The organism is Mesorhizobium sp. M0139, from assembly GCF_040322455.1.
Lineage (GTDB): Bacteria > Pseudomonadota > Alphaproteobacteria > Rhizobiales > Rhizobiaceae > Mesorhizobium.
In genome coordinates this window covers 125,866-151,381 of the sequence record NZ_JAMYTN010000003.1, presented here as the reverse complement: position 1 = coordinate 151,381, position 25,516 = coordinate 125,866, and the positions used below count along the sequence as shown (strand labels likewise).

The following is a 25,516-nucleotide window of genomic DNA, read 5'->3' as shown; positions in this document are numbered from 1 at the left end:
TTCACCTCTCCCTCCGAGGAGAGAAGTGTAGAGTCAGCTCCAGGTGCGGTCCCAGGAATATTCGTCGTCCCAGTGATCGGTCGGTTGCCAGATGTCGGTGACGCCGGGCTGCAGGTGCTGGCTGATCACTTCGTCGACGATGTCGTCGATGCCCAGACCAGGCTTGTCGGGCACGGTGATGAACCCGTCCTCGACCAGCGGCTTGGGCAGGCCGGTGACGATGTCGTCCCACCAGTCGACTTCGACGCTGTGATATTCGAGCGCCATGAAGTTTTCCGTCGCTACCGCGACATGCGCGGCGGCCATTGCCGCGATCGGGCTTTCCGCCATGTGAATGGCCATGGCGACGCCATGCTCCTGCGCCGCGTCGCCGATCTTCTTGGTCTCGAGGATGCCGCCGGTGGTCAGCAAGTCCGGGTGGATGACCGAGATGCCTGAATTGAGCAGCGGCTCGAATGCTTCCTTGAGGTAGATGTCCTCACCGGTGCAGATCGGCACCGACGTCGCCTGCTGCAACTGCCGATACTGCTCGGTGTACTGCCAGGGGATCACGTCCTCGAGCCAGGCCGGTGCGTATTTCTCGATCCGCCGGGCCAGACGGATGCCGTCCTGCAGCGAGATGTGGCCGACATGGTCGATGGCGAGCGGAACCTCGTAGCCGATCACCTCGCGGACCTCGTGGATATATTGGTCGAGCAGGTCGATGCCCTTTTCGGTGAAGTGGAGGCCGGTGAAGGGATGCGGCACGTTTTGCGCATCATAGGCGGCATTACGCGCCCGGCGCTCGGCCAGCGTGCGTGCCGGACCGCGCGCGGCATGGCTGCGGAAACCGTCGAGCACGCCGGCCGGCGCCACCACTGCGCCCGATATGTGCGAAATCTGCGCCAGACCGAGATCCATCTTGAGGAAGGTGAAACCGAGATCCATCCGCGCCTTGAGCCGCTTTCCGGTCTCGGTGCCGCTGGGCTTGTCCGCGTCGGTGTCGCAATAGACACGCACCTTGTCGCGAAACCGTCCTCCCAGCATCTGGTAGATCGGCACGCCATACGCCTTGCCGGCGAGGTCCCAAAGCGCGATCTCGATTGCCGAGACACCGCCACCTTGCCGTCCATGGCCACCAAATTGCTTGATGCGCCGGAACAGCCGGTCGACGTCGCAAGGGTTCTCGCCCAGCAACCGGCTCTTCAGCATCAGCGCATAGGTCGCGCTGGCGCCGTCGCGCACTTCGCCCAGGCCGACAATGCCCTGGTTGGTGTAGATCTTGACCAGCGCGGAGGTGAACGGCGCGCCGACGATCTCGGCAACGCGCAGGTCGGTGATGCGCAGGTCGCTCGGCCTGGAGTTCGTATTTACCCGATTGAGCGCCTCGCCGGCGCTACCCGTCTTTGCCATGGCTTATCCTCGTTCTGATTGGTGGCGCCCCGCACCCCCGGCCTGCATAAGCGTTGCTAGCCAAGCTCTATCTCGTGGGCCTGCAGGTAGTCTCGGTTCATCTCGACACCGAGACCCGGCTTCGACGCCAGCTTGAGGCTGCCGTTCGAGACATCGAGTGGCTCGTCGATGAGGTGATTATATTTGTCCAGGTTCCACTCCGACGTTTCGAGCTTGTAGAAGTTGGGAACCGTCATCATCACCTGCGCTCCCGCAACCACATTGATCGGTCCCGCGGCGTCATGGGGCGAGACCGGGATGTAGTAGGCTTCGCACAGGGCGGAAATCTTCTTCAGTTCGGTAATGCCGCCGGTCCAGGTAACGTCCGGCATGATGTAGTCCGCAAGCCTGTTCTCGAGCACCGGCACGAAATCCCATTTGGTGTGGCCGCGCTCGCCCCACGAGATGGCGGCACTGACCTTCTCACGCACTTGCTTGAGAGCATTGAGGCTTTCTGGCGGGCATGGCTCCTCGAACCAGTCGATCTGGCCGGCTTCCTCGAGGCTTCGGCAGAGGCGAATGGCGGTGGGGACGTCGAAGCGGCCATGCGCGTCGATGAGAATGTCGACATCGGGCCCCGCCGTTTCACGGATCAAAGCCGTTAGTTCGGCAGCCTCGCGCTCGTCCTTGCGGGTCATGCTGCCATCGAGGTAGCCGTCCCGCTGTTCGCGCGCCAAGCCATCGGCGATGCGGCCCTGGTGGGGGAAAGGATCGAACTTCAGCCCGGTGTGTCCGGATTCGACGATGTCTCGAATTTCGCGGACCACAGCCTCCTTGCTGGTAAACTTGGCCTGGTTGGGATGGGTATAGAGCGCAATTTCATCGCGCACCGGTCCGCCCAGCAGCTCGTAGATCGGCTTGCCTAGAACTTTGCCGCGAATGTCCCAGAGCGCTATGTCGATAGCGCTCACGCATTCGACTGCGGCGCCGCGGCTGCCCATATAGGTGAAGCTGCGGAAAATCTTGTGCCAGAGATGCTCGATGCGCACCGGATCCTCACCTGTGACGGCAACACCGATCTGCCGCAGGATCGTGCACAGCGCGCGGTTGGCGAGCCTTGTGGTGGTGGTGATTTCCCCCCAGCCACTCACCCCTTCGTCGGTCGTCACCTCGACGAACAGGAACTCTCCCCAATAGGAAGCATCGGACTTGATCAGCCACGGCCGAACGCTCGTGATTTTCATCTCTCAACTACCTCTGTCTGATGGCTGGACCAATGATGTTCTGGGCTGGAAACTCTATCCGGCCCGAGCGGCATTGCGCGCACGCATCTGTTCGAGGACGTGCCGACCGGAACCCTCGACATGGCGGGAAATGAGTTCGGCCGCCTCGTCGGCATTTCCCGCTCTGATATGCGCGATGAGCTCGCGGTGTTCACGCATAATGGCGGCCCGCCGCGCGAGCGTGAAATTGAAACGCCGGCTCACGGCTCGCAGCACTTCGCGATGCTTCCACCAAAGCTCGGCGGCATGGCGGTTGTAGTGGCGCTGGTACATCACGGTGTGGAAGGCGGTATCCAGTTCACTGTGCCGCAATGTGTCGGTGAAGTTGTTCTCTTCGATCAGAGCCTGGATGCGTTCGAGTTCGGCGATGTCCTCGCCGGTCGCCATGTTCACGAACCATCGCGTCAGGGCCGGCTCGATCAGGACTCCGATCTCGTAGATATCCCGGACAAAATCCTGGTCTATGGGCCGGACGCGCGCGCCACGGTTGGCGACAAAGGTGACGAAGCCCTCCCCTCGCAACAGCTGCAGCGCCTCGCGTACGGGGTTGGTCGAGGTGCCGTGACGCCGGGCGAGATCGGTGACCACAAGCCGTTCGTTGGCGGCGAGCCGTCCCTCGATGATGTCTTCCCGGATCAGCTCATAAAGCGAGGCGCCCTCGCTGGACGCCCCGATGGGATCAATCCCCACGGGTGGCTCTGCTTTGAAATCACTTGTTTCGGCCAAAGCCGGCTCCCCCGATTAGTACATCGCATGCTCGATATCATACACGCGTTTTGCAAACAATGTACGATCGGGTGCGTTGACAGGCAATCCACGATCTGAAAACGTACCAGATGATCGAAGGGATACATTGAGCAGAAGGACGCATCCCGCACGGTCGGACGAGCCCCTTGGCGCACAGCGGCATGGGAGAATCTGGGAGGATACTATGACGAGGATTACACTCGGCGGTGCCGTCCTGCGCGGCACTGTCGCCACTGCTTTGATGGCGTCGCTCATGTCGGGATCGGCGCTGGGTTCGCCGCCAGTCGATTTGAGCAAGTGGTCGCCGGAATATGTGCGCTCCATCGCCGGCACACAGGATTTCGACACGGCCGCCGATTGCGGCAAGGTCACTCCGCTCGACTACAAGGGGCGACTGACGTTCTGGTATCAGGGCGTGTTCGAGGGCGACCCCGACCTGCTGCGTCAGTACTACAAGGATTTCTTCGAGACCTTCCGCAAGACCTATCCGAACATCCAGCTCGAGGATCAGGCCCTCACCTACAACGACCTTCTCGACAAGTTCCGCACGGCGCTGCTGGGCAATGCCGCGCCGATGGCGGTCCGCCTGCAAATCCTGGGCGGAACCGAGTTCGCCTCGAAGGGTTATCTGCAGCCGCTCAAGCCGGAAGATGTGGGCTATCCCACAGAGGATTTCTGGCCCGGCGCCATGAAGGCGGTAACCTGGGATGGCGTGACCTACGGCATTCCCACCAACAATGAGACGATGGCGTTCATCTGGAACGCCGACATTTTCAAGCGTGCGGGCCTCGATCCGGACAAGGCTCCGGCTACCTGGGACGACGTCGTCAAATATTCCAAGCAGATCCATGACAAGCTCGGCATTGCCGGCTACGGCCTCGTGGCGCGCAAGAACGCCGGCAACACGCCGTACCGCTTCATGCCGCAGCTATGGGCCTATGGCGGCGGTGTCTTCGACGAAGCCTCCGCGAACCCGACCTATAAGGAGGTCGAGCTCAATAGCCCGCAGAGCAAGGCGGCGTTGCAAGCCTCCTACGACATGTATGTTCGCGACAAGTCGGTTCCGGTTTCGGCCCTCACCAACCAGCAGGCCGATAACCAGCCCCTGTTCGTCGCCGGCCAACTCGGCATGATGGTCTCGCACCCGTCCGACTATAACGTCATGCTCGACCTGCAGAAGAAGGCAACGGGCGCCGACAAGGACAAGGCGCAGACCGTCATCGACAACATGCGCTATGGCCTGATTCCGACCGGCCCCGACGGCAAGCGGGCGGTCGTGTTTGGTGGCTCGAACATTCACATCCTGAAGCCCGAATATGTCGAGGGCGGCAAGGTGGACGAGCCGGCCGCAAAGGCCATCATCTGCATGTGGACGAGCCCTGAATGGTCGTTGAAGATGGCGTATGCCGGCTCGAACCCAGGCAACCTCAACGGCTTCAAGACCAAATGGATGAAGGAACGTCTGGACAACATCAAGTTCCTCGATGTCACGACCTCGATGTTGCCATACGGCATTCCGTTTCCGGCGCTGCCGCAATCCCCCGAGATCATGAATATCATCGTCCCGGACATGCTGCAGAACGCCCTGACCGGAGCGATGACCGTCGACCAGGCAGCGGACGACGCGGCCGAGAAGGTGAAAAACCTGATGGACGGACTCTAGTCCGGGCCTGACCTGCGATCCGGCCGGCTGCGCCGATAGTGCGTGCAGCCGGTTTGCTCCGAACAACAAGGGCACGCCATCGTGACGATCGTGACCGGGAAGGCCGAGGCTCGCCGAAGATTGCAACCCGGTAGCTCCGGGGTGCTGCGGAATATCTGGGAGCATCGCGCCGACTACGCTTACGTGCTTCCAGCGATCGCCGTGATGCTCATCGTCATCGCCTATCCGATCTACTACACGGTCGAGCTGTCGTTCTTTAAGACGCCGCCTGGCCTGCAGCTCCGCGACAAGACCTTTATCGGATTGGACAACTACACGGCCATCGTCACCAGTCAGGTGTTCTGGAAAGTCACCTTGAACACCCTGATCTGGACGATCGCATCCACCTTCGTTGCCTTTGCCTTGGGATTTGCCGCCGCGCTGGCCCTCCACCGCGAGTTTATCGGCCGGGGTGTCCTGCGCGCTATCCTGATCATTCCCTGGGTCATCAGCGCGGTTGCCGCCTCCTATATCTGGAAGTGGATTTACCATTCGGACTTCGGCATCATCGGCGCGGTGGTGGTCGGCCTCGGATTGGCAGACCGGCCGCCGAACTTCATCGACAACGTCAGCACGGTGCTGCCCTCCTTGATCGTCGTCAACATCTGGCGCGAGTTTCCGTTTGCCATGATCATGATGATGGCCGGCTTGCAGACGGTCCCCGACCAGTTGCTGCGCGCCGCGGAAGTCGACGGGGCCAATGCATGGCAGCGTTTCTGGCACGTCACCTTCCCGCATCTGCGCAACGTCTCGACGGTGACGATCCTGCTGCTCGCAGTGGCCAATTTCAATTCCTTCATCATCCCGTGGATCATGACCGGTGGTGGGCCGTCGAACGCTTCGCACATCTGGATCACCCACATTTATGAGCTCGCCTTCGGCCGGCAGCGATGGGGTGTCGCATCGGCCTATTCGGTACTCCTGTTCCTCATGCTGATGGTGCTGGGCTACTTCTACGTCCGTGCGCTGGCCGGCAACGAGCGCAAAGAGGGGAGCGCATGAGCACGATCGTCGAGACAGTCCCTCGACGTCCGGCCCGGCGCCGCATGCGCATCGACGGATGGCGTTGGGCCGGGCGCATCTTCCTCGTGTTCATGCTGCTTTACACCGCGTTGCCGATGATCTGGATGCTGATCACCTCGATCAAGTCCGGCTTCGCGGCGATGCAGTTCCCACCGCAATGGTGGCCGGAAGAGCCTACCCTGGCCAGCTACCAGAAGCTGCTCGATCCGCAAAACAGCGTCGGCCAGGACTTCCTGCGTTTTTTCTGGAACAGCCTCTACGTGTCGACCGTCACCACAATCCTTTCGGTGATCGTGGCCGTTCCTGCGGCCTACGCCTTTTCGCGCTTTCGTTTCCCCGGTCGAAACTTCCTGTTCTTCACCGTGCTTTTGCGCAACATGTTCCCGGCGGTGATCTTTCTCGTGCCGCTCTTCATCCTGATGCGCGCGATCGGGCTGGTGAACACGCATGGCTCGCTCATTCTCACCTATCTCACCTTCGGCCTGCCGCTGGCGATCTGGCTGCTCAAGGGCTTTTACGACAACATTCCGGTGCAGCTCGAGCAGGCGGCGCGGATCGATGGGGCGACCCGGTTCCAGGCCTTCATCCTGATCGTGATGCCTCTCTCGACGCCCGGAATCATCGCCACCGCGATCTATTCCTTCATTGGCGCCTGGAACGAGTACATCTATGCCTACACCTTCCTTTCCAAGAACGAGCAGTTGACCCTGCCGGTCGGCATACAGCGTTTCTTCTCGGAGAATACGACGGACTTTCCGGGCCTGATGGCGGCCAGCTTCATGATGAGCGTGCCCGTCGTGGTGCTGTTCCTCCTCCTGCAACGATACTTCGTACGCGCCCTTACCGAAGGCGCGGTCAAACACTAGAGCCGGATGATGTCAGGTCTGTTCGACCTGAAATCTGAATCCGCCTCTAAATCAAAGAGATAGAGCATGATGTCGTCCGAAAACCGCTTCACACTTTTCGGCATCATGCCGTAGGGAGTTGCCGATGGCCCACGTGGTCCTGAGAGATCTCGTCAAGACCTATGGCGGCTTCAAAGCTGTCAACGACGTTTCGCTGACGGTCAATGACGGCGAGTTCGTTGCGCTCGTCGGCCCTTCGGGCTGCGGCAAGACAACCACGCTCAATCTTGTCGCGGGATTGATCCCGGTCACATCGGGCGACATCGTCATCGGCGACCGCGTGGTCAACGACCTCGACCCCAAGGACCGGGACATCGCGATGGTGTTCCAGAACTACGCGCTCTACCCGCAGAAATCGGTCTACAAGAACCTGGCGTTCCCGCTGCAGATGCGCAAGCTGCCCAGGGACGAGATCGACAGGAAGGTCAAGGAAGCGGCGCGCGTGCTCGACATGACGCACCTGCTCGAGCGCAAGCCGCGCGAACTTTCAGGCGGGCAGCAGCAACGTGTCGCCTTGGGGCGCGCCCTCGTCCGCGACCCTGCCGTTTTCCTCATGGACGAGCCGCTCTCCAACCTCGACGCCAAACTGCGCGTCCAGATGCGCTCGGAGATCAAGCGCTTCCACCAGGACCTCAAGGCGACCATCATCTATGTCACGCACGACCAGCTCGAAGCCGTGACCATGGCCGACAAGATGGCGGTGATGAACGGCGGCTACCTGTTGCAATACGATTCTCCGGCGCAGGTCTTTGCCCATCCGGTGAACATGTTCGTCGCCAGCTTCATCGGCAGCCCGGCGATGAGCCTTGTTCCACTGGAGGCATCGACAGCAAACGGCAACACTGCGTTGACCGGCGCGGAGGGCTGGAGCCTTGAGCTCTCGCCCCTCAACGCCCGGAAGGTTGCGGGAGCAACGTCGAGGAAAGTCGTGCTCGGCGCACGTCACTCGACCATCAGGCTCCACAAGAGCGCGGCGCCAGGCAGCGTCCCGGCCAAGGCCTATACAGTGGAGCCGACCGGAGACGTCACCTTCGTGCAGGCGTTGCTGTCAGGCGCCATCGTCAACATCAGCGTGTCCCCCAACATCTCCGTCGCACCTGACGAGCAGATCTGGCTCGAGTTCGACCAGGAGCGGCTGCATCTGTTCGATGGCGAAACTGAACTGGCCCTCAAGGCCGGCTGAGATGAGACGGGGTTCATTGGGAACGTTGGGGATGACTGAAAAGCTTAAGATCACCGCGATCAAGCCCTATCCTGTGTGGGTTGGAACGCGCAATCAGATGCTCGTCAAGATCGAGACCGACCTAGGCGTCTTCGGCTGGGGCGAGAGCGGCTTGAGCGGGCGCGAAAAGGCCGTTGCCGGCGCGGTCGAGCATTTTCGCGAGTTTCTCATCGGCCGTGACCCGATGCAGATCGGGCGGATCTGGCAGGAGGCATATCGCAGCCAGTACTTCGAGGGCGGGCGCGTTCTGCAGGCGGCGATTTCCGCCATCGACATCGCCCTGCACGACATCAAGGGCAAGGCGCTGGGGGTGCCTGTCTACGAACTGCTGGGCGGCAAGCAGCGCGACTGCATCCCCACCTTCGCCTCGACCGGAGACGAGGCCGAGGGCGACGTCGCCATCGAACGAGCCCGGGAGCTGCGCGCACGGGGGTGGCAGGCGATCCGCTTCTTCCCCGCAGGGCAAAGCAGCAGGGACATCTTCGAACCCCGCGAGTCGATCGGCGCTACCGCGAGCATGCTGAACAAGGCGCGCGAGGCGCTGGGCGACGACGTCGTCCTCGGCATCGACTATCATCATCGGCTGTCGGTGGCAGAGGCGGCGAGCTTCTGCAACAAGCTCGGCCGCGGCGTGCTTGATTTTCTCGAGGAGCCGATCCGCGACGAGACACCTGAAGCCTACGAATGCCTGCGCAGGATGACCGACATTCCCTTTGCCATCGGCGAGGAATTTGCCAGCAAGTGGCAGTTCCTGCCCTACATCGAGCGCGGCATCCATCAGTTCAACCGGCTCGATGTCTGCAATGTCGGCGGGCTCACCGAGGCGATGAAGGTCGCTGGCTGGAGCGAGGCGCATTATGTCGACCTGATGCCGCACAATCCGCTTGGTCCGGTGTGCACGGCCGCGACCCTGCATCTCGCCGCCGCTGTACCCAACTTCGCGTGGCTCGAGACCAGGGAACCCGAGACGAAGCTGGGCTTCGACAATTCCGACTTCTTCCCCGTGCAGCCACGGCTCGACGGTCCCGACTATCCGGTCAGCGACCTGCCGGGGCTCGGCGTCGAGGTCAACGAAGCGGCGGTCCGGGCGGAGGCTTTTCGTTTCTGGGAAGCGCCTCACCTCAGGCGCCGCGACGGGTCTGTTACGAACTGGTAGTCCCAATTGAACCGGAGTCCACAATGACGCATACCCCTGACATCACGCGGCCGCCCAAAGACCTCATTGACGCCCTGAGGGAAATCGGCGCCGCGACGGTTGCCGGCACGCTTGGCCATATGGGTTTCCGCAATCCCCACATGGTCGGTCCGGTGGCGCAGAACCGTGGGAAGTCGATCGTCGGGCCGGCGCTGACGCTGCAGTTCCTGCCGCAGCGGCCGGACCTCTTCAGCGAGGGAGAATACGCCGACCCGGAAACGCAACTGCACCGGCACGTGCTCTATCACGCGCAGGAAGGCGATGTGGTGGTCGTCGACGCGCGCGGCGACATGAGCTCGGGCGTCTTCGGCGATATGATGTCGACATATTTCAAGGGCAGAGGCGGCGCGGGCATCGTCATCGACGGATGTATGCGCGACCGGCCGAATGTCGAAAAGCTCGATCTGCCTTTATGGCTGCGCGGCTGGACGCCCAACTACCATGTGCAAACCAGCATCTATCCGAACGCCGTCAACGTTCCGATAGCCTGTGGTGGTGTCACGGTGATCCCGGGCGACATTATCATCGCAGACGACGACGGGGTGGTAGTGCTTCCCGTCGCAATGGCCGCAAAGGTGATCGAGGAATCCCAGAAGCATCACGATTGGGAAGAGTTCTCGCGAGAGAAGCTGATGCAGGGCGCACCGCTGGAGCGCTACTATCCGCTGCATGACGATGCCCGCGGCGAATATGAGGAGTGGCGCAAAGCCAATCGTCCGGCGGATTGACGCAGGCATTCAAGACGATCCATATGTGCGGTGAAATTCGATGTGCCCCCCGGCAGACTACTGGGGGCCGTCTCAGCCGGGACCGCGCCGCCGACGGACGTCCCGATCAAGAAAGGCGCTTTCCTCTGGCGAGGCGGCGGCTCCGACGCGGAAGGCGAACGACGTGACCCGCGTCGCATTGATGTCGATACCGCACCGAAAGCTCAGATGGTACCATGTCGTTGCCGTGCGGAAAGCGGTGTCTGGGGCGTCAAGAACATTGCCGGCCTTGAGCGGAATGCTTGGGATCAATTGGGGAGAATAAGAGGCGTCGTTCAACTCTTGCTCAAGAACGCTGGCGCAAAGTCTGGCGGCCCGTTGATCGCGAGGCACGTCGGCCATCGAGTTCGTTGCGAACACATCACCGGTAGCGCCTTGCGAAAAGAGTTTGCGAACGCCCGGAAGGCCCGAATATGGCCGCGGTGTAGCCGAGGCCACGTCGATGGAGTTTGGCTCTTCGGTGATTCCGCGTCCTGACTTCGTAGCCTTTGCGGGGCGGCGTTTCGGCACGTTTTCGGGTCTGGTCCGAGGCGCCTGAGCCGACGCGGGAAGCTCGATCTCACCGTCGTCCCCATGGGCAGCCAAAGGCATTGCGGCCGCGGATGCCTGTTTGTCAGCGGGTGGGGTCGCAGCCTCCCGTTTGTCCGCTTCCGGCTTCTCATTAATCTTGGCTGACTCTGCCGGCTCTCCGGCGTCTGGCGCTGGGGCGGGTTTACTCTCCGCATCCTTTGGCGCGACAGCCGACTGTGGCTCGTTATCCTTGGCCGGCGATGGCGCATTGTCTTGAGCGCTGCCTCCATCCAAGGATTTTTTGGGGCCAGTGTCTTTGTCGCCGAACTGAAAAACAGGCTTCAGGACCTCGATCGGCGGCAGCTTTTCCGGTGCCGGCTTTTCAACCTTCTGCTCCGGCGGCTTTCCAGGTTGCGGTGGCGGCGGCGCGGGAGCGGGTTTCGGTTTTGGCTGTTCGGGCGGCGGCACGAGCGCGACGTTCACCGGTTGCTCCTCCTGCGGCTGCTCGGGAGGAATGGGCAGGCCGTAGACCAGGAACGCAGTGATAAGCGCGTGCAGGACCAGCGATGCGGGCAAGGCCCACAGCAAAGTCCGCCGCCGCTCGGATGTCTCGGTCTTCATCCCTTTCGATGTGGAGCGAAACTGCGGCCGCATCAAGCATGGCCACTGCATTGGCACGATTTAGCCGCAGCTCAGCAGTGAGGAGACGACGCCTGATTGCTTCTCGCCGCCGGCTCCATTCTCTGCATGCCCGCCTCCAATCTCAGCGACGCAGGCTGGCGTCGCGGGCACGCTCGCGGAGCTCTTCGCGAGAAAGGCCCGCATCCGCCAATATGCTGTCTGGAAGCCGCCTCAAGCTCGCAAGCGTCTGGCGATAGGCAAGCCAGCGGGCGAAACGGTGTCGAAGTTCATGCAACATGATCGTCTCCTTGGCGAGCAGGATACCCACGCTCTTGGATTGGTCGAAAACGCAAAGCAATCGCGCAAAGCGTATGCACGATCGAACGGATTGCGCTGACTGCCTGGCCAACCGAGGTGCCTGTCATTTTCCCGCCAGGGCAGAATTATCAAGCGCTTCCAATGCCTATATACTTGCGCGTGATGGCCGCTTCGCGCTACAGCCACGGTCGCAAGGAGTTTTTCATTTCTGCAAAATGGATATTGGCTGGGACGATCTGAGGTTGTTTCTCGACGTTGCGCGGCTGGGTGGCCTGAGCGCGGCTACGGCAACCACGCGCCTCAGCGCAGCCACACTGGGACGACGCGTCACCGCGCTCGAAAAGCAGATCGGCGAAGCGCTGTTCGTACGGCAGCAGACCGGCTACCGGCTAACCCCGGTCGGTGAAGAACTGCTGCGGCGCGCCGAAGACGTCGAAGCAGCAATGCAGTCGCTGACCCGCTGGCGCGAGGGAAACCTGCCCGACCGCATTGTCCGCGTCTCGGCCGGGCCTTGGACCTCGGCCTTCGTTTCGGCCCATATCGGCGAAATCTGGACGGTCGATGACGGCATCAGGGTGGAACTCGTCACCACCACCGACCGGGTCGACATCGGTCGCCGCGCCGCCGATATCGGCATCCGCAGCGAGCGTCCAACCGAACAGTGGCTGGCCGGCCGCCAGAGCGGCAAGGTCGCGTATGCCATTTATTCCGGACGCCACCTGATCAACGGCATCGCTGCCGGCTTGTTCGTCGGCGTCACCGGCGAAGGAGCAAACGTCGCCTCGGCGCGCTGGCTGCAAGCCCATCATGGCGACCGCATCGCCGTGCGAGGCAACAACACCCATTCGGTGCGAGAACTTGTGGCCGCGGGCGCCGGCCTTTCCGTGTTTCCGTGTTTCGTCGGCGACAGCGATCCGCGGCTGGTTCGCGTCGCTCAGCCTATCCCCGAACTCGAAACCGACCAGTGGATCGTCACCCATCATGAGGAACGCCACTCCCCGCCAGTACGAAAGATTGCCGACCGGATTGCCGCTCTGATGCGGGCCCATCAGCCGTTGTTTCGCGGCAAGATGCCGATCCGCTAAGCGTCAGGCGTCGATCGGCCGCCAGATTCTCAAGGTTCTCGCGCGTGAGGCGGGCGCGTGAAGCTTGAAGGGGTTGGATCCCGGATTGTGGATTTTCGCTGGCCAGAAGCCGAGCGAATTCCGGAACATTGGACTAGACCCATTCAAAAGGTCGGCTCATTCAGGCGTATATGATACAAGTCCCACATCTTGTCTTGCCGCAAAGTTCACCCTCTGATTCCCTGTGCCAAGGCGATAGAACCTGATTCTTGCACCTGGCGTGTTCAAGCGGCGCGTTCCGGGAACCTTTTGTCGACCAATTCCAAGGAGAACAAGACGATGAGCACCGCGGCAAGGCCCGTCATCTCTGAAATGCGGCCGAAGATAAGCGTTATCGGTGTCGGCGGTGGCGGCGGCAACGCGGTCAACAACATGATTGCCGAAAATCTGCAGGGTGCGGAGTTCATCGTCGCCAACACCGATGCCCAGGCACTGACCATGTCGAAAGCATCGCGGCTGATCCAGCTGGGTGCCCATGTCACGGAAGGCCTGGGCGCCGGGTCGCTGCCGGCGGTCGGCCGCGCGGCAGCCGAGGAATCGATCGACGAGATCAGGGACCACCTAGCGGGAACCCATATGTGCTTCGTGACCGCCGGCATGGGAGGCGGAACTGGAACCGGTGCCGCGCCCGTCATAGCGAACGCTGCACGGGCAGCCGGCATCCTGACGGTGGCGGTCGTCACCAAGCCGTTCACCTTCGAAGGGAAGCGCCGCATGCAAGCCGCCGAAGAGGGCATCGAGCAGCTTCGCGAATGCGCCGATACCGTGATCGTTATTCCGAACCAGAACCTCTTCAGGATCGCCGACGCAAAGACGACTTTCGCGGACGCCTTCGCCATGGCTGATCGCGTCCTTTATTCCGGCGTCGGCTGCATAACCGATCTCATCGTCAAGGAGGGGCTGATCAATCTCGACTTCGCCGACGTGAAGTCGGTGATGCGCGACATGGGCCGCGCAATGATGGGTACCGGGGAAGCCACGGGCGAGGACCGCGCCAGGAAGGCCGCCGAAGCGGCGATAGCAAACCCGCTTCTCGACGAAGCCTCGATGATCGGCGCCAAGGGCGTCCTGGTCTCGATCTCGGGCGGCATGGACATGACGCTGTTCGAAGTCGATGAGGCCGCCACCCGCATCCGCGAGGAGGTCGACGCCGACGCCGACATCATCGTCGGCGCCATATTCGACCGGGCACTCGCCGGAAAATTCAGGGTCTCAGTCGTCGCGACAGGATTGCGGCAGGGCCTGGAGATACCGCAGTAGGCAGGATCCGGGCTGCTGATTTATGAGTCCTGGTGGACCGTGGTCATGGGCTTCGCCACCGAAAAGTCGGCCCGCAAGCCCGCACCATTGAACTTGCCGGTGAAGTTGCCGGCCTAGGGACCGAATTCGTTTCGAGGCCGCTGCCACGAATGCGCGAACTCGCATCAGCGCCGCCGCGGAACCGCTCCCAACTGCAACCGCGCCGCGAATGCGCTTCGACCCGGATCCCCAACAGGAGGCCATACAGATTGAGCGCGGCAGACATTTCGCCTGCGATATGGCCAGCGTCTGCTGACCACATGATCGGCCCTTTCTGATCGGTGATGCGGGCTCGCTGGATATGGCACAATAAAACCGGCATGGGTCAGACGTCGGGAGCATCCAGTGGCGGCCAGCCTCGCAAGCGCTATATCGAAGAAAAACTCAGGTCGACCCGACAGGAGCATACTCCATGGCTGACACGCCGACACCCGATGCTTCGTTTCTCGCGGCCCTGACGACAGAGCATTTCGTGCAGCAGACAGCGATCAGCACGTCCATAAGTGAAATGGCGTCGCGGACGACCATCTACATTATGGCTCTGTCGAGCGCTCTGGTGGCAACGGGCTTTGTTACGCAGTCCTCCGAGTTCTTCCTGCCGTTTGTCGCGGTTGTGCTGCCATCGGTCTTTTTACTGGGTGCCTTTACCGTCTTGAGGTTGGTCGACATCGCCGCTGAGAACATGCAGGCCCATATCGGCATTGCCCGGATCAGAGCCTACTATCGAACTTTGGGCGACGAGGCTGCCTTCCAGTTTTCCAAGGAATTCGGTCGCTGGCCCGAAAATGACGCCGAACCTTCTCTTCGTACTGGGCCTCTCCTGGCGTACCTGACCACTGCAGCGACTATGATCGCATTCATAAATGCCATCGTCGCGGCGGCGGGCGTTACTCTGCTTGCGTTTCGTGTCGGTGCAGACCTATTGCTCGCGCTGTGTCTTGGCGCTGGAACAGCAATCGGCTTGATGACGATTTTCTATTTATACCAGCGCCTCCGGACGAAAGGCATGGTCCGCATTGCCAAACCCTATGGTTCTGAAAAGAGCGTGCTTTGAGCGGGTAATGAATGTGGTGTTTGTCTGAACGCCACCGGCATGGCAATTCCGATCTTATTGACGACCAATGCTCCACGCCCCTCGCAGGCTGTTCGCAATGGCGAGCCCTTTCGGGATCGAGATATTTGCGCAAACTTTTTTGCCCGGCATGCGTTGTTCGTTCTCCGAGCACAGGAGAAAGCCATGCAGACTAAGTCGCAGACTTCAGCCGAAGCCGCCAAGCAACGCCATATCCAGCGTGGTATCGACGCCAAAGACGAGACGAAGAGCAATGGCAAAATGCAACAAGCGATGCAAGCCGGCGCCCGCAAATATCCCGAGCCACCTTTTCCCGAGCAGCATCAACCCAAACCGGGGCATGAATGGGCGATCGAGCCCGCTCCGCTCTACGATGCGCCTTACTACCTCGGATCGAAAAAACTCGACGACAAGGTAGCGCTTATCACGGGTGGTGATTCCGGCATCGGCCGTTCGGTGGCAGTCTTGTTCGCCCGCGAGGGCGCCGACATTGCGATCGTATACCTGAGCGAAGACAGGGACGCCGAAGCGACCAAAAACGCCGTCGAAAAGGAAGGCCGGCGTTGCATACTGATAAAAGCCGATGTCAGTGAACGCGAGCATTGCCGCAACGCCGTGGCGCTGACGGTCGAAAAATTCGGCAGGATCGACGTGCTGGTCAACAACGCCGCTTTCCAAATCCATTCCAGTGACTTCAACGACCTGACCGAGGAACATTTCGACACGACGCTGAAGACCAATCTTTACGGCTATTTCCACATGGCGCAGGAGAGCGTGCCGCACATGGAGCCGGGCTCCGCGATCATCAATACCGGTTCGGTGACCGGCATCGACGGTTCCAAGCAACTGGTTGACTATTCGATGACCAAGGGCGGCATTCATGCCTTCACGCGAGCGCTTTCGGGCAATCTGGTCGGCAAGGGCATCCGGGTAAACGCGGTCGCGCCAGGTCCGGTGTGGACGCCGCTCAACCCTTCGGACAAGGAAGCCGACGACGTCTCGAAATTCGGCGCGGATACGCCGATGAAACGGCCAGCGCAACCGGAAGAACTTGCCCCGGCTTACGTGTTCCTCGCCTCGTCGCATTGCTCGAGTTACATCACGGGAGAGATCCTGCCGGTGGTCGGTGGCTACTGAGGTCGCGGAACGTATTTCATTGCGTTGGCTACCGAGTAGACGGCGCGCTGGCACGCGACGACGTCGTCTCCAGGGAGACGCTTGCCGCGCTCGATCGCTTCAAGAAAAGCGTGATCGGTGCCGTGCGCCGCCGCTTCACGGCACCCGCCACGGCCCGTGTTGGTCGAAATCCTCGCCCGCGTTTCAGTTTTCTGAATTTCCACTTTGGAACTCTCCCGCCGGCATCCCGTTCAAACATCATTGAGCCAGGAGAACGACCATGCCACGAGGCGACAAATCGAAATACAGCGACAAACAGGAACGCAAAGCCGACCACTTTGCCGAAGGCTATGAAAAGCGCGGTGTTTCCGAGAAGGAATCCGAGCGCTGGGCATGGGCGACCGTCAACAAGGACGATGGCGGAGGCAAGAAAGAAGGCGGCTCGGGTCGTGGTAAACACACCGGACACCCCGCGGCCCACAAGGGTGGGAAAAGCGGCGGCAAGGCATCGGCTTCACGGTCAGCCGCAAGCCGATCGGAATCGGCAAAGAAGGCAGCGGCAACCCGCAAGCGGAATGCCGAGCACCATGCCTATTAACTGCTCCGCAACAGATTCGGAACGCCATGAAACCCAAGCTCGCTAATCAGGTCAGCGGGCAAAGAATTTTCGTCGTGGTGCTCGACCTCGGCGAAGAAGCCTTCGCCGCGCTGACAGCCTTCGCAACCCACCAAAACCTCGGCAGTGCCTCTTTGACTGCGATCGGAGCGTTCGGCGCCGCCTTGATCGATCTTGATGCGTGAGGTTGGCAAGCGCCTGCCCGGTTCCTTGGCCATCCATGGCGGATGTCTCTGTGGCAGGATCCGATTCAGCGTCGGGATCGAACCGAGGATTCACTACTGCCACTGCGATATGTGCAGACGAGCGACCGGCAGCGCGTTTGCAGTTCTTGCCTGGATGCCCTGCCAAAGCCTGACCTGGAATTCCGGAAAGCCAACATATCGAAGGTCTTCGCCGATTGCGCAAAGAGGCTTCTGCCCAGAATGCGGGTCGCCGCTCAGCCTTTGCTACGACGCATCGCCAACCGAGATCGCGCTGCACGTCGGTACCTTCGATGATCCGGCTCATCTGGAGCCTCGGTACAACTATGGTTCAGCGCAGCGCCTTGGTTGGGTGTGCTGCGGAATAGACCTACCGGACCGCGACACCGAGGAACGCTGGTAGCGCCGCCTGTTGCGAATGACCAAGATTGCCGATCAGGAATGCGGCCCTTTGCGACGTGGCCAGACCGTTGACAACCCCTAAGCGCTAGCCGGTTTTGATCCTTTGGGGGGCCGCATTCTCTATCGCGAGGAAAATCGCTTCGACCAGATCCTCGTCCCGGAAGGGCTTGCCGAGCAAGGGCACGTCGGCTGGCCGATCGGCAATCTCCCGGGCATCGGCATAGCCCGTGATCATGACCGCTGGCCAGTCCGAGCGCAAATTGCGCGCGAAGCGGATCACGTCGACGCCGGATACGAGTGGCATGGCGAAATCGGTGATAATGACGTCGAACTCGTCGGGAGTGCGCTCCATCATGGCCAGCGCCTCCGCCCCTCCTCCCGCGCAGGTCACCTCGAAACCACGCTGGCGAAGGGACTCGGCGGTCAATTGCCGCAAAACATGGCTGTCGTCGATCAGGAGGATTGATGGGTGCTCCATTCCGGCATCGGCGAACGCTCGTTCAATGCCGGGTTCCACCACAGGATCGACCGGCTGTTCGGTCGAACGTGGCAGCCAGAGTTGCATGGTAGTTCCGCGGTTGACGACGCTTTCTATGCGAAGTGTCCCACCTGACTGCTTCATGAAGCCGTAAACCGTGCTGAGGCCGAGGCCCGTTCCCTTACCGACCGGCTTGGTGGTGAAGAACGGTTCGACGACCTTGGCGACAAGATCGGGGGGTATGCCGGATCCGGTGTCCTTCACGGCGATCAAGACATAGTCGCCCGGCGGAATATCCTCTGTTCGCGTCCCGATCGATCGATTCTGCGCATGCACGGTTATTGTCCCGCCAGAGGGCATGGCGTCACGCGCGTTGAAAACCAGATTCATCAAGGCCAATTCAAGTTGGCCTGCATCGACATGCACCGGCCAGATCGTGTCATCGATCTGCCAGTCGAAACGGATCAACCCCCCCATCACGGGCGCCACCAATCCGTTCATCGTGTCGCCCAGCGCAGCAAGGCGCACCGCTTCCGGCTTCAGGGTCTGGCGCCGCGAGAATGCCAGCATTCGCGCGACAAGGTCAGCGCCTTGTTTTGCAGAACGCCGCGTCAGGTCGAGTACCTGTTGCGCCTGATCATCGAACGTAGCCCGGCGTTCAAGCAGCCCCAACCCACTGAGAATTGCGGCGAGCAGGTTGTTGAAATCATGCGCCAGGCCGCCGGTTAGCTTGCCGATAGCGTCGATGCGCTGGGATTGAAGCAGCTGGTCCTCAAGACCGCGCCGCTCGGTGATGTCAAGCAATGTGCCGATGATTTCCGGTTCACGGCCATCTGAGCCGTCCGACATCACGCCCTGGTCGAGAAAGATGCGATACTCGCCATTGGCGCATTGCCAGCGGAACTCGCACGTATAGGAGCCGGTGGTTTTTGCCGCCAGCAGCGCTTCCCTCAATCGCGGCAGGTCGTCCGGATGAACGCGGCTGAGACCGAACTCTGGATCCGATGTCAGGTATTCAGGCGCAAAGCCGGTCAAGCGCTCGACGCCCTCGGTAACAAAGCGCGCCGCGAAGGGTGGCTCGGCTGCCCGAGCATGAAAGCAGACCGGCAACGAATTCAGGATGGCATCCTGCCGTTGCTCGGCGCTGCGCAGCGCGCGTTCGGCCTGAAGCTTGTCCTTGTGCGCCTGCAACGCCTGCGCCAATAGTCCCTGCTCGACCTCCGCCTTGCGCTGGATCTCGAGCGTCTTCTCGTGGAGTTCGACGAAAACCGCGACTTTCGAACGCAGCATGATCGGATCGAATGGCTTGAACACATAGTCGACCGCGCCGGCATCATAGCCGCGCAGCATATGCGCATCCTCCTTGTTGATGGCGGTCAAGAAGATGATTGGGGTGCGCTTGGATTGCTCGCGCTGGCGGATAAGTGCGGCCGTTTCATACCCGTCCAACCCTGGCATGAGGACATCCAGGAGAATGACGGCGAAATCCTCTTTCAGCAGAAAGCGCAGAGCCTCTTCGCCCGATTGGGCGCAGATGACCTCTCCGACAGTCGCGAGCACTTCGCTGATCGCCAGCAGATTGCGCTCATCGTCGTCCACCGCCAGGATGCGGGCTCTTGCCGGCCCTTCGGCAAGAGCTGCCACCTCAAGTTTCCTTACCCTGTTTCTTGCCAGCTTTTGCATCGAACGGCCGTCAGTTCGCTGCCAGGAGAAGTTTTTCCGGGCTCTCGACACGGGATCGGGCACGCCCGATCCAGACACGAAGCAGTGCCAGCAGGAGATCCAGGTCGACGGGTTTGGCGATGTAGTCGGAAGCCCCGGCATCCAGACATTTTTGCCGATCCCCCTTCATCGCCTTTGCGGTGACGGAAATCAGCGGGATATGAGCAATCGCCGGTGTGCCGCGAATCCGCCGCATCGTCTCGTAGCCGTCCATCTCCGGCATCATGATATCGATCAATGCCACGTCGACATCGGGCGCCTGTTCAAGAAGCGCGATGCCATCACGGCCCCGCTCGGCATGCAGAACCTGTATGTCATAGGTCTCCAGAACACTGGTGAGCGAATAGATATTGCGAATGTCGTCGTCGACGATGAGAACTTTCGCCCCGGCGAGATCGGACTTGCCGTTGTGTTCAGTTCCTGCCAAGGCCTCTTGGCGACCTTCTCCCGGCAGCGTTGCCGAAATATGCAGCGCCAATTGAGCGAAGTTCTCCGCCCGCGGTGCTTCCGCCAAGGCCGGGTTCAATGCCAGTACCTGTTCAAGCGCGTCCGGGTGAGGCGTAAAGAACAGCAGCTGCGGCAAGGCTTCGCCGAATTGGCCCGTGATCTCGTCCAGCGCCTTTGCGTTGTCCTTGGCGGAGCGTCCAAAGCCGAGCACGACGGCATCATAGGAGGCGAGGCCAACGTCTTCTGCATTTGCCGCAACACGACCGATCGCGGTGACCGACGTTACGCCGTCGCGGATTGCCTCGACCAGCGCCAGACGCCGCTCCGGGTCAGGGTCCACGACCAGAACGCGGCGCTGAACGCGGAGCTTCTTCGAGTGGATATCCTGAAACACCTTCATCAGCTCGTCCGAGGAAACGGGCTTGGTGGAAATGCTGGACGCCCCCTTGCGTGCGAGACTGTCGATGTCTTCGGCACCCGAGATGACATGGATGGGAATTCCCCTCGTCTTCTGGTCATGCCGCAGCAGATCGAAAAGCACCCAGCCATCGATATCCGAAAGTCCGAGATCAAGTGTGATTGCGTCGGGAACGAGCTTGCGGGCCAATGCCAGCGTGCCGGAACCTGCAGTCGACAGAACGCCTTTCAGCCCGGCCGACCGGGCGAGGCCAAGCAGCAACCCGCCAAAGGTCGGATCGTCTTCGACGATCAACACGATCCGATCGGTGGGTAGGATTGAATCGCGGTCGTCGATCAGCTCTGCCGAGGGCGGACTGCTGAGCAGAGCTGTCGTAGCAACCGCCTCCGCCGCCGGAGCCAAGGTCGACTGTACTGTCGTCACGCGGGGGCCGTCGAACGGGATGATGAGGGTAAATGTCGACCCCTTGCCCGGCGTGCTTTCGACCCGCAATTCGCCGCCAAGCAAGCGAGCGATCTCGCGGCTGATCGAGAGCCCAAGGCCGGTGCCGCCATACTTGCGGCTGGTGGTGCCATCGGCCTGCTGGAAGGCCTCGAAAATCAGCTTCTGTTTGTCTTCTGGAATGCCAATGCCGGTGTCGGTGACGGCGATCGCGAGAGCCTTCACCGGCTGCGTCGCGCCATTGCGGCGGCCGGCCTTTTCAACCCGGAAGTTCAGGCTGACCTCGCCTTCCGAGGTGAATTTGAATGCGTTGGAAAGCAGGTTGAGGACAATCTGCTGCAAGCGTTTCTCATCTGTGCGGACCGTGTCGGGAAGCGCCGGATCGACCTTGATGGTGAAGCCAAGTCCCTTGTCGGCTGCCAGCTGACGAAAAGTTCGTTCCATATGCTGGCGAAGATGCGTCACCGGCATATCGTTGATGTCGATGGAAACAGTGCCCGACTCGATCTTCGACAGATCGAGGATATCGTTGATGAGGCTGAGAAGATCGGTTCCTGCCGAATTGATGGTGCGGGCGAACTCTACCTGTTTTTCGTTGAGGTTGCCGTGCTGGTTGGTCGCCAGCAGGTTTGACAAAATGAGCAGCGAATTGAGCGGCGTGCGCAGTTCGTGGCTCATATTGGCCAGGAATTCGGATTTGTATTTCGACGTGAGCGCCAGTTGCTCGGCTTTTTCCTCCAGCGCGCGTCGCGCCATCTCGATTTCGAGATTCTTGTTTTCGACCTGCTTCTTTTCGTTCTCGAGCAGCTGCGCCTTTTCTTGCAGCTCCTCGTTCGTCGCATGCAGCTCTTCTTGCTTTTTTGTCAGCTCGGTTTGACGCGCTTGCAATTCCGACGTCAGCAGTTGCGACTGCTTGAGCAGGCCCTCCGTGCGCATCGTCGCAGCGATGGTGTTGAGAACGATGCCGACGGATTCCATGAGCTGGTTGAGGAACGACTGGTGTGTGTCACGAAACTCGCCGAACGAGGCGAGCTCGATGACGGCTTTGACTTCATCCTCGAACAGGGCAGGCAGGATGATGACATTGGCTGGCGAGGCGCTGCCAAGACCAGATGTGACCCGAAGGAATTCTGGCGGCACATTGTCCAGCATGATGGCGCGCTTGTCGGCGGCACTTTGCCCAACCAGGCCCTCTCGCAGATCAAGCCGCTGCTTGATGGCAGCTTTGCTCTCGGCGCCATAGGAAGCCGCCAGCTCAAGATAGGATTCCTCCTCGTCGCGATTGGTGACGTAGAACACCCCATACTGGGCGTTCACCAGAGGAGCGAGTTCGGACATGATGAGCCGCGAGACGGTGGCAAGGTCGCGCTCGCCTTGCAGCATGCGCGAAAACCGGGCGAGATTGGTCTTCAACCAGTCCTGCTCGGCATTCTTCAGTGTCTGATCCTTCAGATTGCGGATCATTTCGTTGATGTTGTCTTTTAGCGCGGCGACCTCGCCGGAGGCTTCGACGCTGATCGAACGGGTAAGATCGCCCTTGGTCACCGCCGTCGAAACCTCGGCGATGGCACGCACCTGGGTGGTCAGATTGGCAGCGAGTTGATTGACATTGTCGGTGAGGTCGCGCCAGAGGCCGGCGGCACCTGGCACACGCGCCTGACCACCGAGCTTACCCTCGATGCCCACCTCACGGGCGACGTTGGTCACCTGGTCGGCAAAGGTGGCAAGCGTCTCGATCATGCCGTTGATGGTGTCGGCCAGCAGGGCGATCTCTCCCTTCGCGTCGACCGTCAGTTTGCGCCTGAGATTGCCTTGCGCGACCGCCGTCACGACATCGGCGATGCCGCGCACCTGATTGGTCAAGTTCGTCGCCATCAGGTTGACGTTGTCGGTCAGGTCCTTCCAGGTACCGGCAACACCTTCGACGCGCGCCTGGCCACCAAGCTTGCCCTCGGTGCCAACCTCACGCGCGACTCGGGTGACCTCGCCGGCGAAGGAGTTCAACTGGTCCACCATGGTGTTGATGGTCGACTTGAGCTCCAGGATTTCGCCCTTCACATCGACGGTGATCTTCTTCGACAGGTCGCCGCGCGCCACGGCGGTCGTGACTTCGGCGATGTTGCGCACTTGGCCGGTCAGATTCTCGGCCATCGAGTTCACATTGTCTGTGAGATCCTTCCACGTGCCGGCAACGCCGCGCACCTGCGCCTGGCCTCCCAACTTGCCTTCCGTGCCGACCTCGCGTGCCACGCGCGTGACTTCCGAAGCGAAGGAATTGAGCTGGTCCACCATTGTGTTGATGGTGTCCTTCAGCTCCAGGATCTCGCCGCGGACATCGACGGTGATCTTCTTCGAAAGGTCCCCGAGCGCCACGGCGGTGGTCACCTCGGCGATGTTGCGCACCTGGCCGGTCAGGTTGGCCGCCATGGCGTTGACGTTTTCGGTCAGATCCTTCCACGTGCCGCCGATGCCGCGCACCTGGGCCTGGCCGCCGAGCTTGCCATCGGAGCCGACCTCGCGCGCCACACGTGTCACTTCCGAAGCGAAGGAATTGAGCTGGTCGACCATCGTGTTGATGACGTCCTTGATCTGCAAGATCTCGCCCAGCGCGTCGACGGTGATCTTCTGGGTCAAGTCGCCGGTCGCAATGGCCGTTGCCACCTTCGACACGTCACGCAACTGCACCGTCAAATTGCCGGCCATGGCGTTGACGTTGTCGGTCAGATCCTTCCAGGTGCCACCGACGCCTTCGACATGCGCCTGGCCACCAAGCTTGCCTTCCGATCCCACTTCGCGGGCCACACGCGTGACCTCAGAGGCGAAGGAGTTCAGTTGGTCGACCATCGTGTTGACGGTGTCCTTGAGCTCCAGGATCTCGCCTTTGACGTCGACGGTGATCTTCTTCGACAGGTCGCCGCGCGCCACGGCGGTGGTGACTTCTGCGATGTTTCGAACCTGGCCAGTCAGGTTGGCGGCCATGAGATTGACGTTGTCCGTCAAATCCTTCCATGTGCCACCGACGCCCCTCACCTCGGCCTGGCCGCCCAGCTTGCCTTCGGTGCCGACCTCGCGCGCCACGCGCGTCACTTCCGAGGCAAAGGAGTTCAGCTGGTCGACCATCGTGTTGATGGTGTCCTTGAGTTCCAGGATTTCGCCTTGCACGGCGACCGTGATCTTCTTCGACAGATCGCCCGACGCGACCGCCGTCGTCACCTCGGCGATATTGCGCACCTGACCGGTCAGGTTCTCGGCCATCGAGTTGACGTTGTCGGTGAGGTCCTTCCAGGTGCCGGCGACGCCGCGCACCTGCGCCTGGCCGCCAAGCTTGCCTTCGGTGCCAACCTCGCGTGCCACGCGCGTGACCTCGCCCGCGAATGAATTCAGCTGGTCCACCATCGTGTTTATCGTGGATTTCAGCTCGAGAATCTCGCCCTTCACGTCGACCGTAATCTTCTTCGACAGGTCGCCCAAAGCCACCGCGGTCGTCACTTCGGCGATGTTGCGCACCTGGCCAGTCAGGTTCTCGGCCATGGAATTCACATTGTCGGTCAGATCCTTCCACGTACCGCCAACACCCTCAACGCGCGCCTGGCCGCCAAGCTTGCCTTCAGTGCCGACCTCGCGCGCCACGCGCGTCACTTCCGAAGCGAAGGAATTGAGCTGGTCCACCATCGTGTTGATGGTGTTCTTCAGTTCTAGGATTTCGCCCTTGACATCGACTGTGATCTTCTTCGACAGGTCGCCCGAGGCGACTGCGGTCGTAACCTCCGCGATGTTGCGCACTTGCCCGGTCAGGTTCGTGGCCATCGCGTTGACGTTGTCGGTCAGATCTTTCCACGTGCCGGCGACGCCCTTGACCCGGGCTTGGCCGCCGAGCTTGCCTTCCGTACCGACCTCGCGCGCGACGCGCGTCACCTCGGAGGCGAAGGAGGCCAACTGGCCGACCATGGTGTTGACGATCTTGCCGATGCGCAGGAATTCGCCGCGCAGCGGTCGGCCGTCAATTTCGACCATCATGGTCTGCGACAGGTCACCCTTGGCGACGGCGCCGATAACGCGCGCAACCTCAGCCGTCGGCTGAACCATGTCTTCGATGAGATCATTGACTGAACGGACACTGGATTCCCAACTGCCGGTGGCATTGCGAACCCGGCCGCGCTCGCCTATCCGCCCTTCCTTGCCGACGACCCGGCTCAAGCGCTCGAACTCGCGCGTCACTTGGTCGTTGAGGTCAGCGATCTCATTGAAAGTCTCGGCTATCTCGGAATCGAGGCCTTCATAAACATTGTCGATGCGGACGGAGAAATCGCCGCGCCGGAAGGCTTTCAGAGAATTCAGGATGCTTCGACGGTCCAATTGCTTCTTGGATGCCTGCACGGTCACAGCGCCACTCCCAGCCCTATGGATTTATACGGATAAATTGCCCCCGCGGCCAATGGTGGATCGCGCCGCAAGACCCCAAACGCGGCATTTTCAATTTTGTTCCATCGTGCCGTGAATTCCAGGCCGACGAT

Annotated in this window: 21 protein-coding genes; 13 read left to right on the top strand and 8 right to left on the bottom strand. The window is 61.0% G+C overall.

The window, feature by feature from the left end; translation table 11 throughout:
• Positions 1 to 33: 33 nt before the first annotated feature.
• The 3 genes from NKJ58_RS05745 to NKJ58_RS05735 are packed head-to-tail and all read right to left on the bottom strand — an operon-like array spanning position 34 to position 3,380.
• On the bottom strand, positions 34 to 1,392 hold the full coding sequence (locus NKJ58_RS05745; RefSeq protein WP_023725475.1) for a mandelate racemase/muconate lactonizing enzyme family protein: 1,359 nt from the start codon (positions 1,390 to 1,392) through the stop codon (positions 34 to 36).
• A gap of 56 nt (positions 1,393 to 1,448) precedes the next feature.
• Positions 1,449 to 2,615 (bottom strand): mandelate racemase/muconate lactonizing enzyme family protein, encoded by a 1,167-nt coding sequence (locus tag NKJ58_RS05740; protein ID WP_023752135.1) that lies wholly within the window; start codon positions 2,613 to 2,615, stop codon positions 1,449 to 1,451.
• A gap of 54 nt (positions 2,616 to 2,669) precedes the next feature.
• The gene (locus tag NKJ58_RS05735; RefSeq protein ID WP_023739522.1) at positions 2,670 to 3,380 is read right to left on the bottom strand and encodes a GntR family transcriptional regulator; all 711 of its coding nucleotides are present in this window, start codon (positions 3,378 to 3,380) and stop codon (positions 2,670 to 2,672) included.
• A gap of 205 nt (positions 3,381 to 3,585) precedes the next feature.
• Between NKJ58_RS05735 and NKJ58_RS05730 the strand changes: the two genes are divergently transcribed.
• From NKJ58_RS05730 to NKJ58_RS05705, 6 genes are all read left to right on the top strand, one after another.
• Complete coding sequence (locus tag NKJ58_RS05730; protein ID WP_023668101.1) at positions 3,586 to 5,064, top strand: ABC transporter substrate-binding protein; 1,479 nt, start codon at positions 3,586 to 3,588, stop codon at positions 5,062 to 5,064.
• An 81-nt stretch (positions 5,065 to 5,145) separates the two neighbouring features.
• Complete coding sequence (locus NKJ58_RS05725; RefSeq protein ID WP_023830842.1) at positions 5,146 to 6,105, top strand: carbohydrate ABC transporter permease; 960 nt, start codon at positions 5,146 to 5,148, stop codon at positions 6,103 to 6,105.
• Positions 6,102 to 6,992 (top strand): carbohydrate ABC transporter permease, encoded by an 891-nt coding sequence (locus NKJ58_RS05720; RefSeq protein ID WP_023714612.1) that lies wholly within the window; start codon positions 6,102 to 6,104, stop codon positions 6,990 to 6,992. The genes NKJ58_RS05725 and NKJ58_RS05720 overlap by 4 nt, the downstream gene beginning before the upstream one ends.
• 124 nt (positions 6,993 to 7,116) lie before the next feature.
• On the top strand, positions 7,117 to 8,214 hold the full coding sequence (locus NKJ58_RS05715) for an ABC transporter ATP-binding protein (RefSeq protein ID WP_023702109.1): 1,098 nt from the start codon (positions 7,117 to 7,119) through the stop codon (positions 8,212 to 8,214).
• 31 nt (positions 8,215 to 8,245) lie between these two features.
• Complete coding sequence (locus NKJ58_RS05710) at positions 8,246 to 9,409, top strand: mandelate racemase/muconate lactonizing enzyme family protein (protein ID WP_352518755.1); 1,164 nt, start codon at positions 8,246 to 8,248, stop codon at positions 9,407 to 9,409.
• A gap of 23 nt (positions 9,410 to 9,432) precedes the next feature.
• Positions 9,433 to 10,176, top strand: coding sequence for a ribonuclease activity regulator RraA (locus NKJ58_RS05705; RefSeq protein WP_352518756.1), 744 nt, complete (start codon positions 9,433 to 9,435; stop codon positions 10,174 to 10,176).
• Positions 10,177 to 10,248: 72 nt separating this feature from the next.
• Here NKJ58_RS05705 and NKJ58_RS05700 read toward each other — a convergent pair whose 3' ends face one another.
• The gene (locus tag NKJ58_RS05700; RefSeq protein WP_352497938.1) at positions 10,249 to 11,346 is read right to left on the bottom strand and encodes a DUF930 domain-containing protein; all 1,098 of its coding nucleotides are present in this window, start codon (positions 11,344 to 11,346) and stop codon (positions 10,249 to 10,251) included.
• Between the two features lie 142 nt (positions 11,347 to 11,488).
• Complete coding sequence (locus NKJ58_RS05695) at positions 11,489 to 11,674, bottom strand: DUF1127 domain-containing protein (protein WP_210164148.1); 186 nt, start codon at positions 11,672 to 11,674, stop codon at positions 11,489 to 11,491.
• A gap of 205 nt (positions 11,675 to 11,879) precedes the next feature.
• On the opposite strand from NKJ58_RS05695, the gene NKJ58_RS05690 reads away from it, so the two are divergent.
• From NKJ58_RS05690 to NKJ58_RS05675, 4 genes are all read left to right on the top strand, one after another.
• Entirely contained in the window at positions 11,880 to 12,749 is an 870-nt protein-coding gene (locus NKJ58_RS05690) for a LysR family transcriptional regulator (protein ID WP_023752143.1), read from the top strand.
• Between the two features lie 318 nt (positions 12,750 to 13,067).
• The gene (gene ftsZ, locus NKJ58_RS05685; protein ID WP_352518757.1) at positions 13,068 to 14,048 is read left to right on the top strand and encodes a cell division protein FtsZ; all 981 of its coding nucleotides are present in this window, start codon (positions 13,068 to 13,070) and stop codon (positions 14,046 to 14,048) included.
• 451 nt (positions 14,049 to 14,499) lie between these two features.
• Positions 14,500 to 15,141 carry a hypothetical protein gene (locus tag NKJ58_RS05680; RefSeq protein WP_352512503.1) on the top strand — a complete coding sequence of 214 codons (642 nt, stop codon included), beginning with the start codon at positions 14,500 to 14,502 and terminating at the stop codon, positions 15,139 to 15,141.
• A gap of 183 nt (positions 15,142 to 15,324) precedes the next feature.
• Complete coding sequence (locus NKJ58_RS05675) at positions 15,325 to 16,296, top strand: SDR family oxidoreductase (protein WP_023736044.1); 972 nt, start codon at positions 15,325 to 15,327, stop codon at positions 16,294 to 16,296.
• Here the strand turns inward: NKJ58_RS05675 and NKJ58_RS05670 are convergent.
• On the bottom strand, positions 16,290 to 16,499 hold the full coding sequence (locus NKJ58_RS05670; RefSeq protein ID WP_156933213.1) for a hypothetical protein: 210 nt from the start codon (positions 16,497 to 16,499) through the stop codon (positions 16,290 to 16,292). The genes NKJ58_RS05675 and NKJ58_RS05670 overlap by 7 nt on opposite strands.
• A 56-nt stretch (positions 16,500 to 16,555) precedes the next feature.
• Between NKJ58_RS05670 and NKJ58_RS05665 the strand changes: the two genes are divergently transcribed.
• The 3 genes from NKJ58_RS05665 to NKJ58_RS05655 are packed head-to-tail and all read left to right on the top strand — an operon-like array spanning position 16,556 to position 17,497.
• Positions 16,556 to 16,873 carry a plasmid stabilization protein gene (locus tag NKJ58_RS05665; RefSeq protein WP_352518758.1) on the top strand — a complete coding sequence of 106 codons (318 nt, stop codon included), beginning with the start codon at positions 16,556 to 16,558 and terminating at the stop codon, positions 16,871 to 16,873.
• Positions 16,874 to 16,899: 26 nt separating this feature from the next.
• A complete protein-coding gene (locus NKJ58_RS05660) occupies positions 16,900 to 17,076 on the top strand; it encodes a PCC domain-containing protein (protein WP_352518759.1) in 177 nt (58 codons plus the stop codon).
• On the top strand, positions 17,069 to 17,497 hold the full coding sequence (locus NKJ58_RS05655; RefSeq protein ID WP_352518760.1) for a GFA family protein: 429 nt from the start codon (positions 17,069 to 17,071) through the stop codon (positions 17,495 to 17,497). The genes NKJ58_RS05660 and NKJ58_RS05655 overlap by 8 nt, the downstream gene beginning before the upstream one ends.
• A gap of 84 nt (positions 17,498 to 17,581) precedes the next feature.
• Here NKJ58_RS05655 and NKJ58_RS05650 read toward each other — a convergent pair whose 3' ends face one another.
• Entirely contained in the window at positions 17,582 to 19,720 is a 2,139-nt protein-coding gene (locus NKJ58_RS05650) for a PAS domain-containing hybrid sensor histidine kinase/response regulator (protein WP_352812064.1), read from the bottom strand.
• A complete protein-coding gene (locus NKJ58_RS05645; protein WP_352518792.1) occupies positions 19,668 to 25,379 on the bottom strand; it encodes a HAMP domain-containing protein in 5,712 nt (1,903 codons plus the stop codon). The genes NKJ58_RS05650 and NKJ58_RS05645 overlap by 53 nt, the downstream gene beginning before the upstream one ends.
• Positions 25,380 to 25,516: the final 137 nt, after the last annotated feature.

What these genes read in the sequence shown, in the direction of transcription:
- NKJ58_RS05745 (WP_023725475.1), bottom strand. Translation starts at nt 1,392, where the DNA reads ATGGCAAAGACGGGTAGCGCCGGCGAGGCGCTCAATCGGGTAAATACG.
- NKJ58_RS05740 (WP_023752135.1), bottom strand. Translation starts at nt 2,615, where the DNA reads ATGAAAATCACGAGCGTTCGGCCGTGGCTGATCAAGTCCGATGCTTCC.
- NKJ58_RS05730 (WP_023668101.1), top strand. Translation starts at nt 3,586, where the DNA reads ATGACGAGGATTACACTCGGCGGTGCCGTCCTGCGCGGCACTGTCGCC.
- NKJ58_RS05720 (WP_023714612.1), top strand. Translation starts at nt 6,102, where the DNA reads ATGAGCACGATCGTCGAGACAGTCCCTCGACGTCCGGCCCGGCGCCGC.
- NKJ58_RS05715 (WP_023702109.1), top strand. Translation starts at nt 7,117, where the DNA reads ATGGCCCACGTGGTCCTGAGAGATCTCGTCAAGACCTATGGCGGCTTC.
- NKJ58_RS05710 (WP_352518755.1), top strand. Translation starts at nt 8,246, where the DNA reads ATGACTGAAAAGCTTAAGATCACCGCGATCAAGCCCTATCCTGTGTGG.
- NKJ58_RS05705 (WP_352518756.1), top strand. Translation starts at nt 9,433, where the DNA reads ATGACGCATACCCCTGACATCACGCGGCCGCCCAAAGACCTCATTGAC.
- NKJ58_RS05700 (WP_352497938.1), bottom strand. Translation starts at nt 11,346, where the DNA reads ATGAAGACCGAGACATCCGAGCGGCGGCGGACTTTGCTGTGGGCCTTG.
- NKJ58_RS05690 (WP_023752143.1), top strand. Translation starts at nt 11,880, where the DNA reads ATGGATATTGGCTGGGACGATCTGAGGTTGTTTCTCGACGTTGCGCGG.
- ftsZ (WP_352518757.1), top strand. Translation starts at nt 13,068, where the DNA reads ATGAGCACCGCGGCAAGGCCCGTCATCTCTGAAATGCGGCCGAAGATA.
- NKJ58_RS05680 (WP_352512503.1), top strand. Translation starts at nt 14,500, where the DNA reads ATGGCTGACACGCCGACACCCGATGCTTCGTTTCTCGCGGCCCTGACG.
- NKJ58_RS05675 (WP_023736044.1), top strand. Translation starts at nt 15,325, where the DNA reads ATGCAGACTAAGTCGCAGACTTCAGCCGAAGCCGCCAAGCAACGCCAT.
- NKJ58_RS05665 (WP_352518758.1), top strand. Translation starts at nt 16,556, where the DNA reads ATGCCACGAGGCGACAAATCGAAATACAGCGACAAACAGGAACGCAAA.
- NKJ58_RS05660 (WP_352518759.1), top strand. Translation starts at nt 16,900, where the DNA reads ATGAAACCCAAGCTCGCTAATCAGGTCAGCGGGCAAAGAATTTTCGTC.
- NKJ58_RS05655 (WP_352518760.1), top strand. Translation starts at nt 17,069, where the DNA reads ATGCGTGAGGTTGGCAAGCGCCTGCCCGGTTCCTTGGCCATCCATGGC.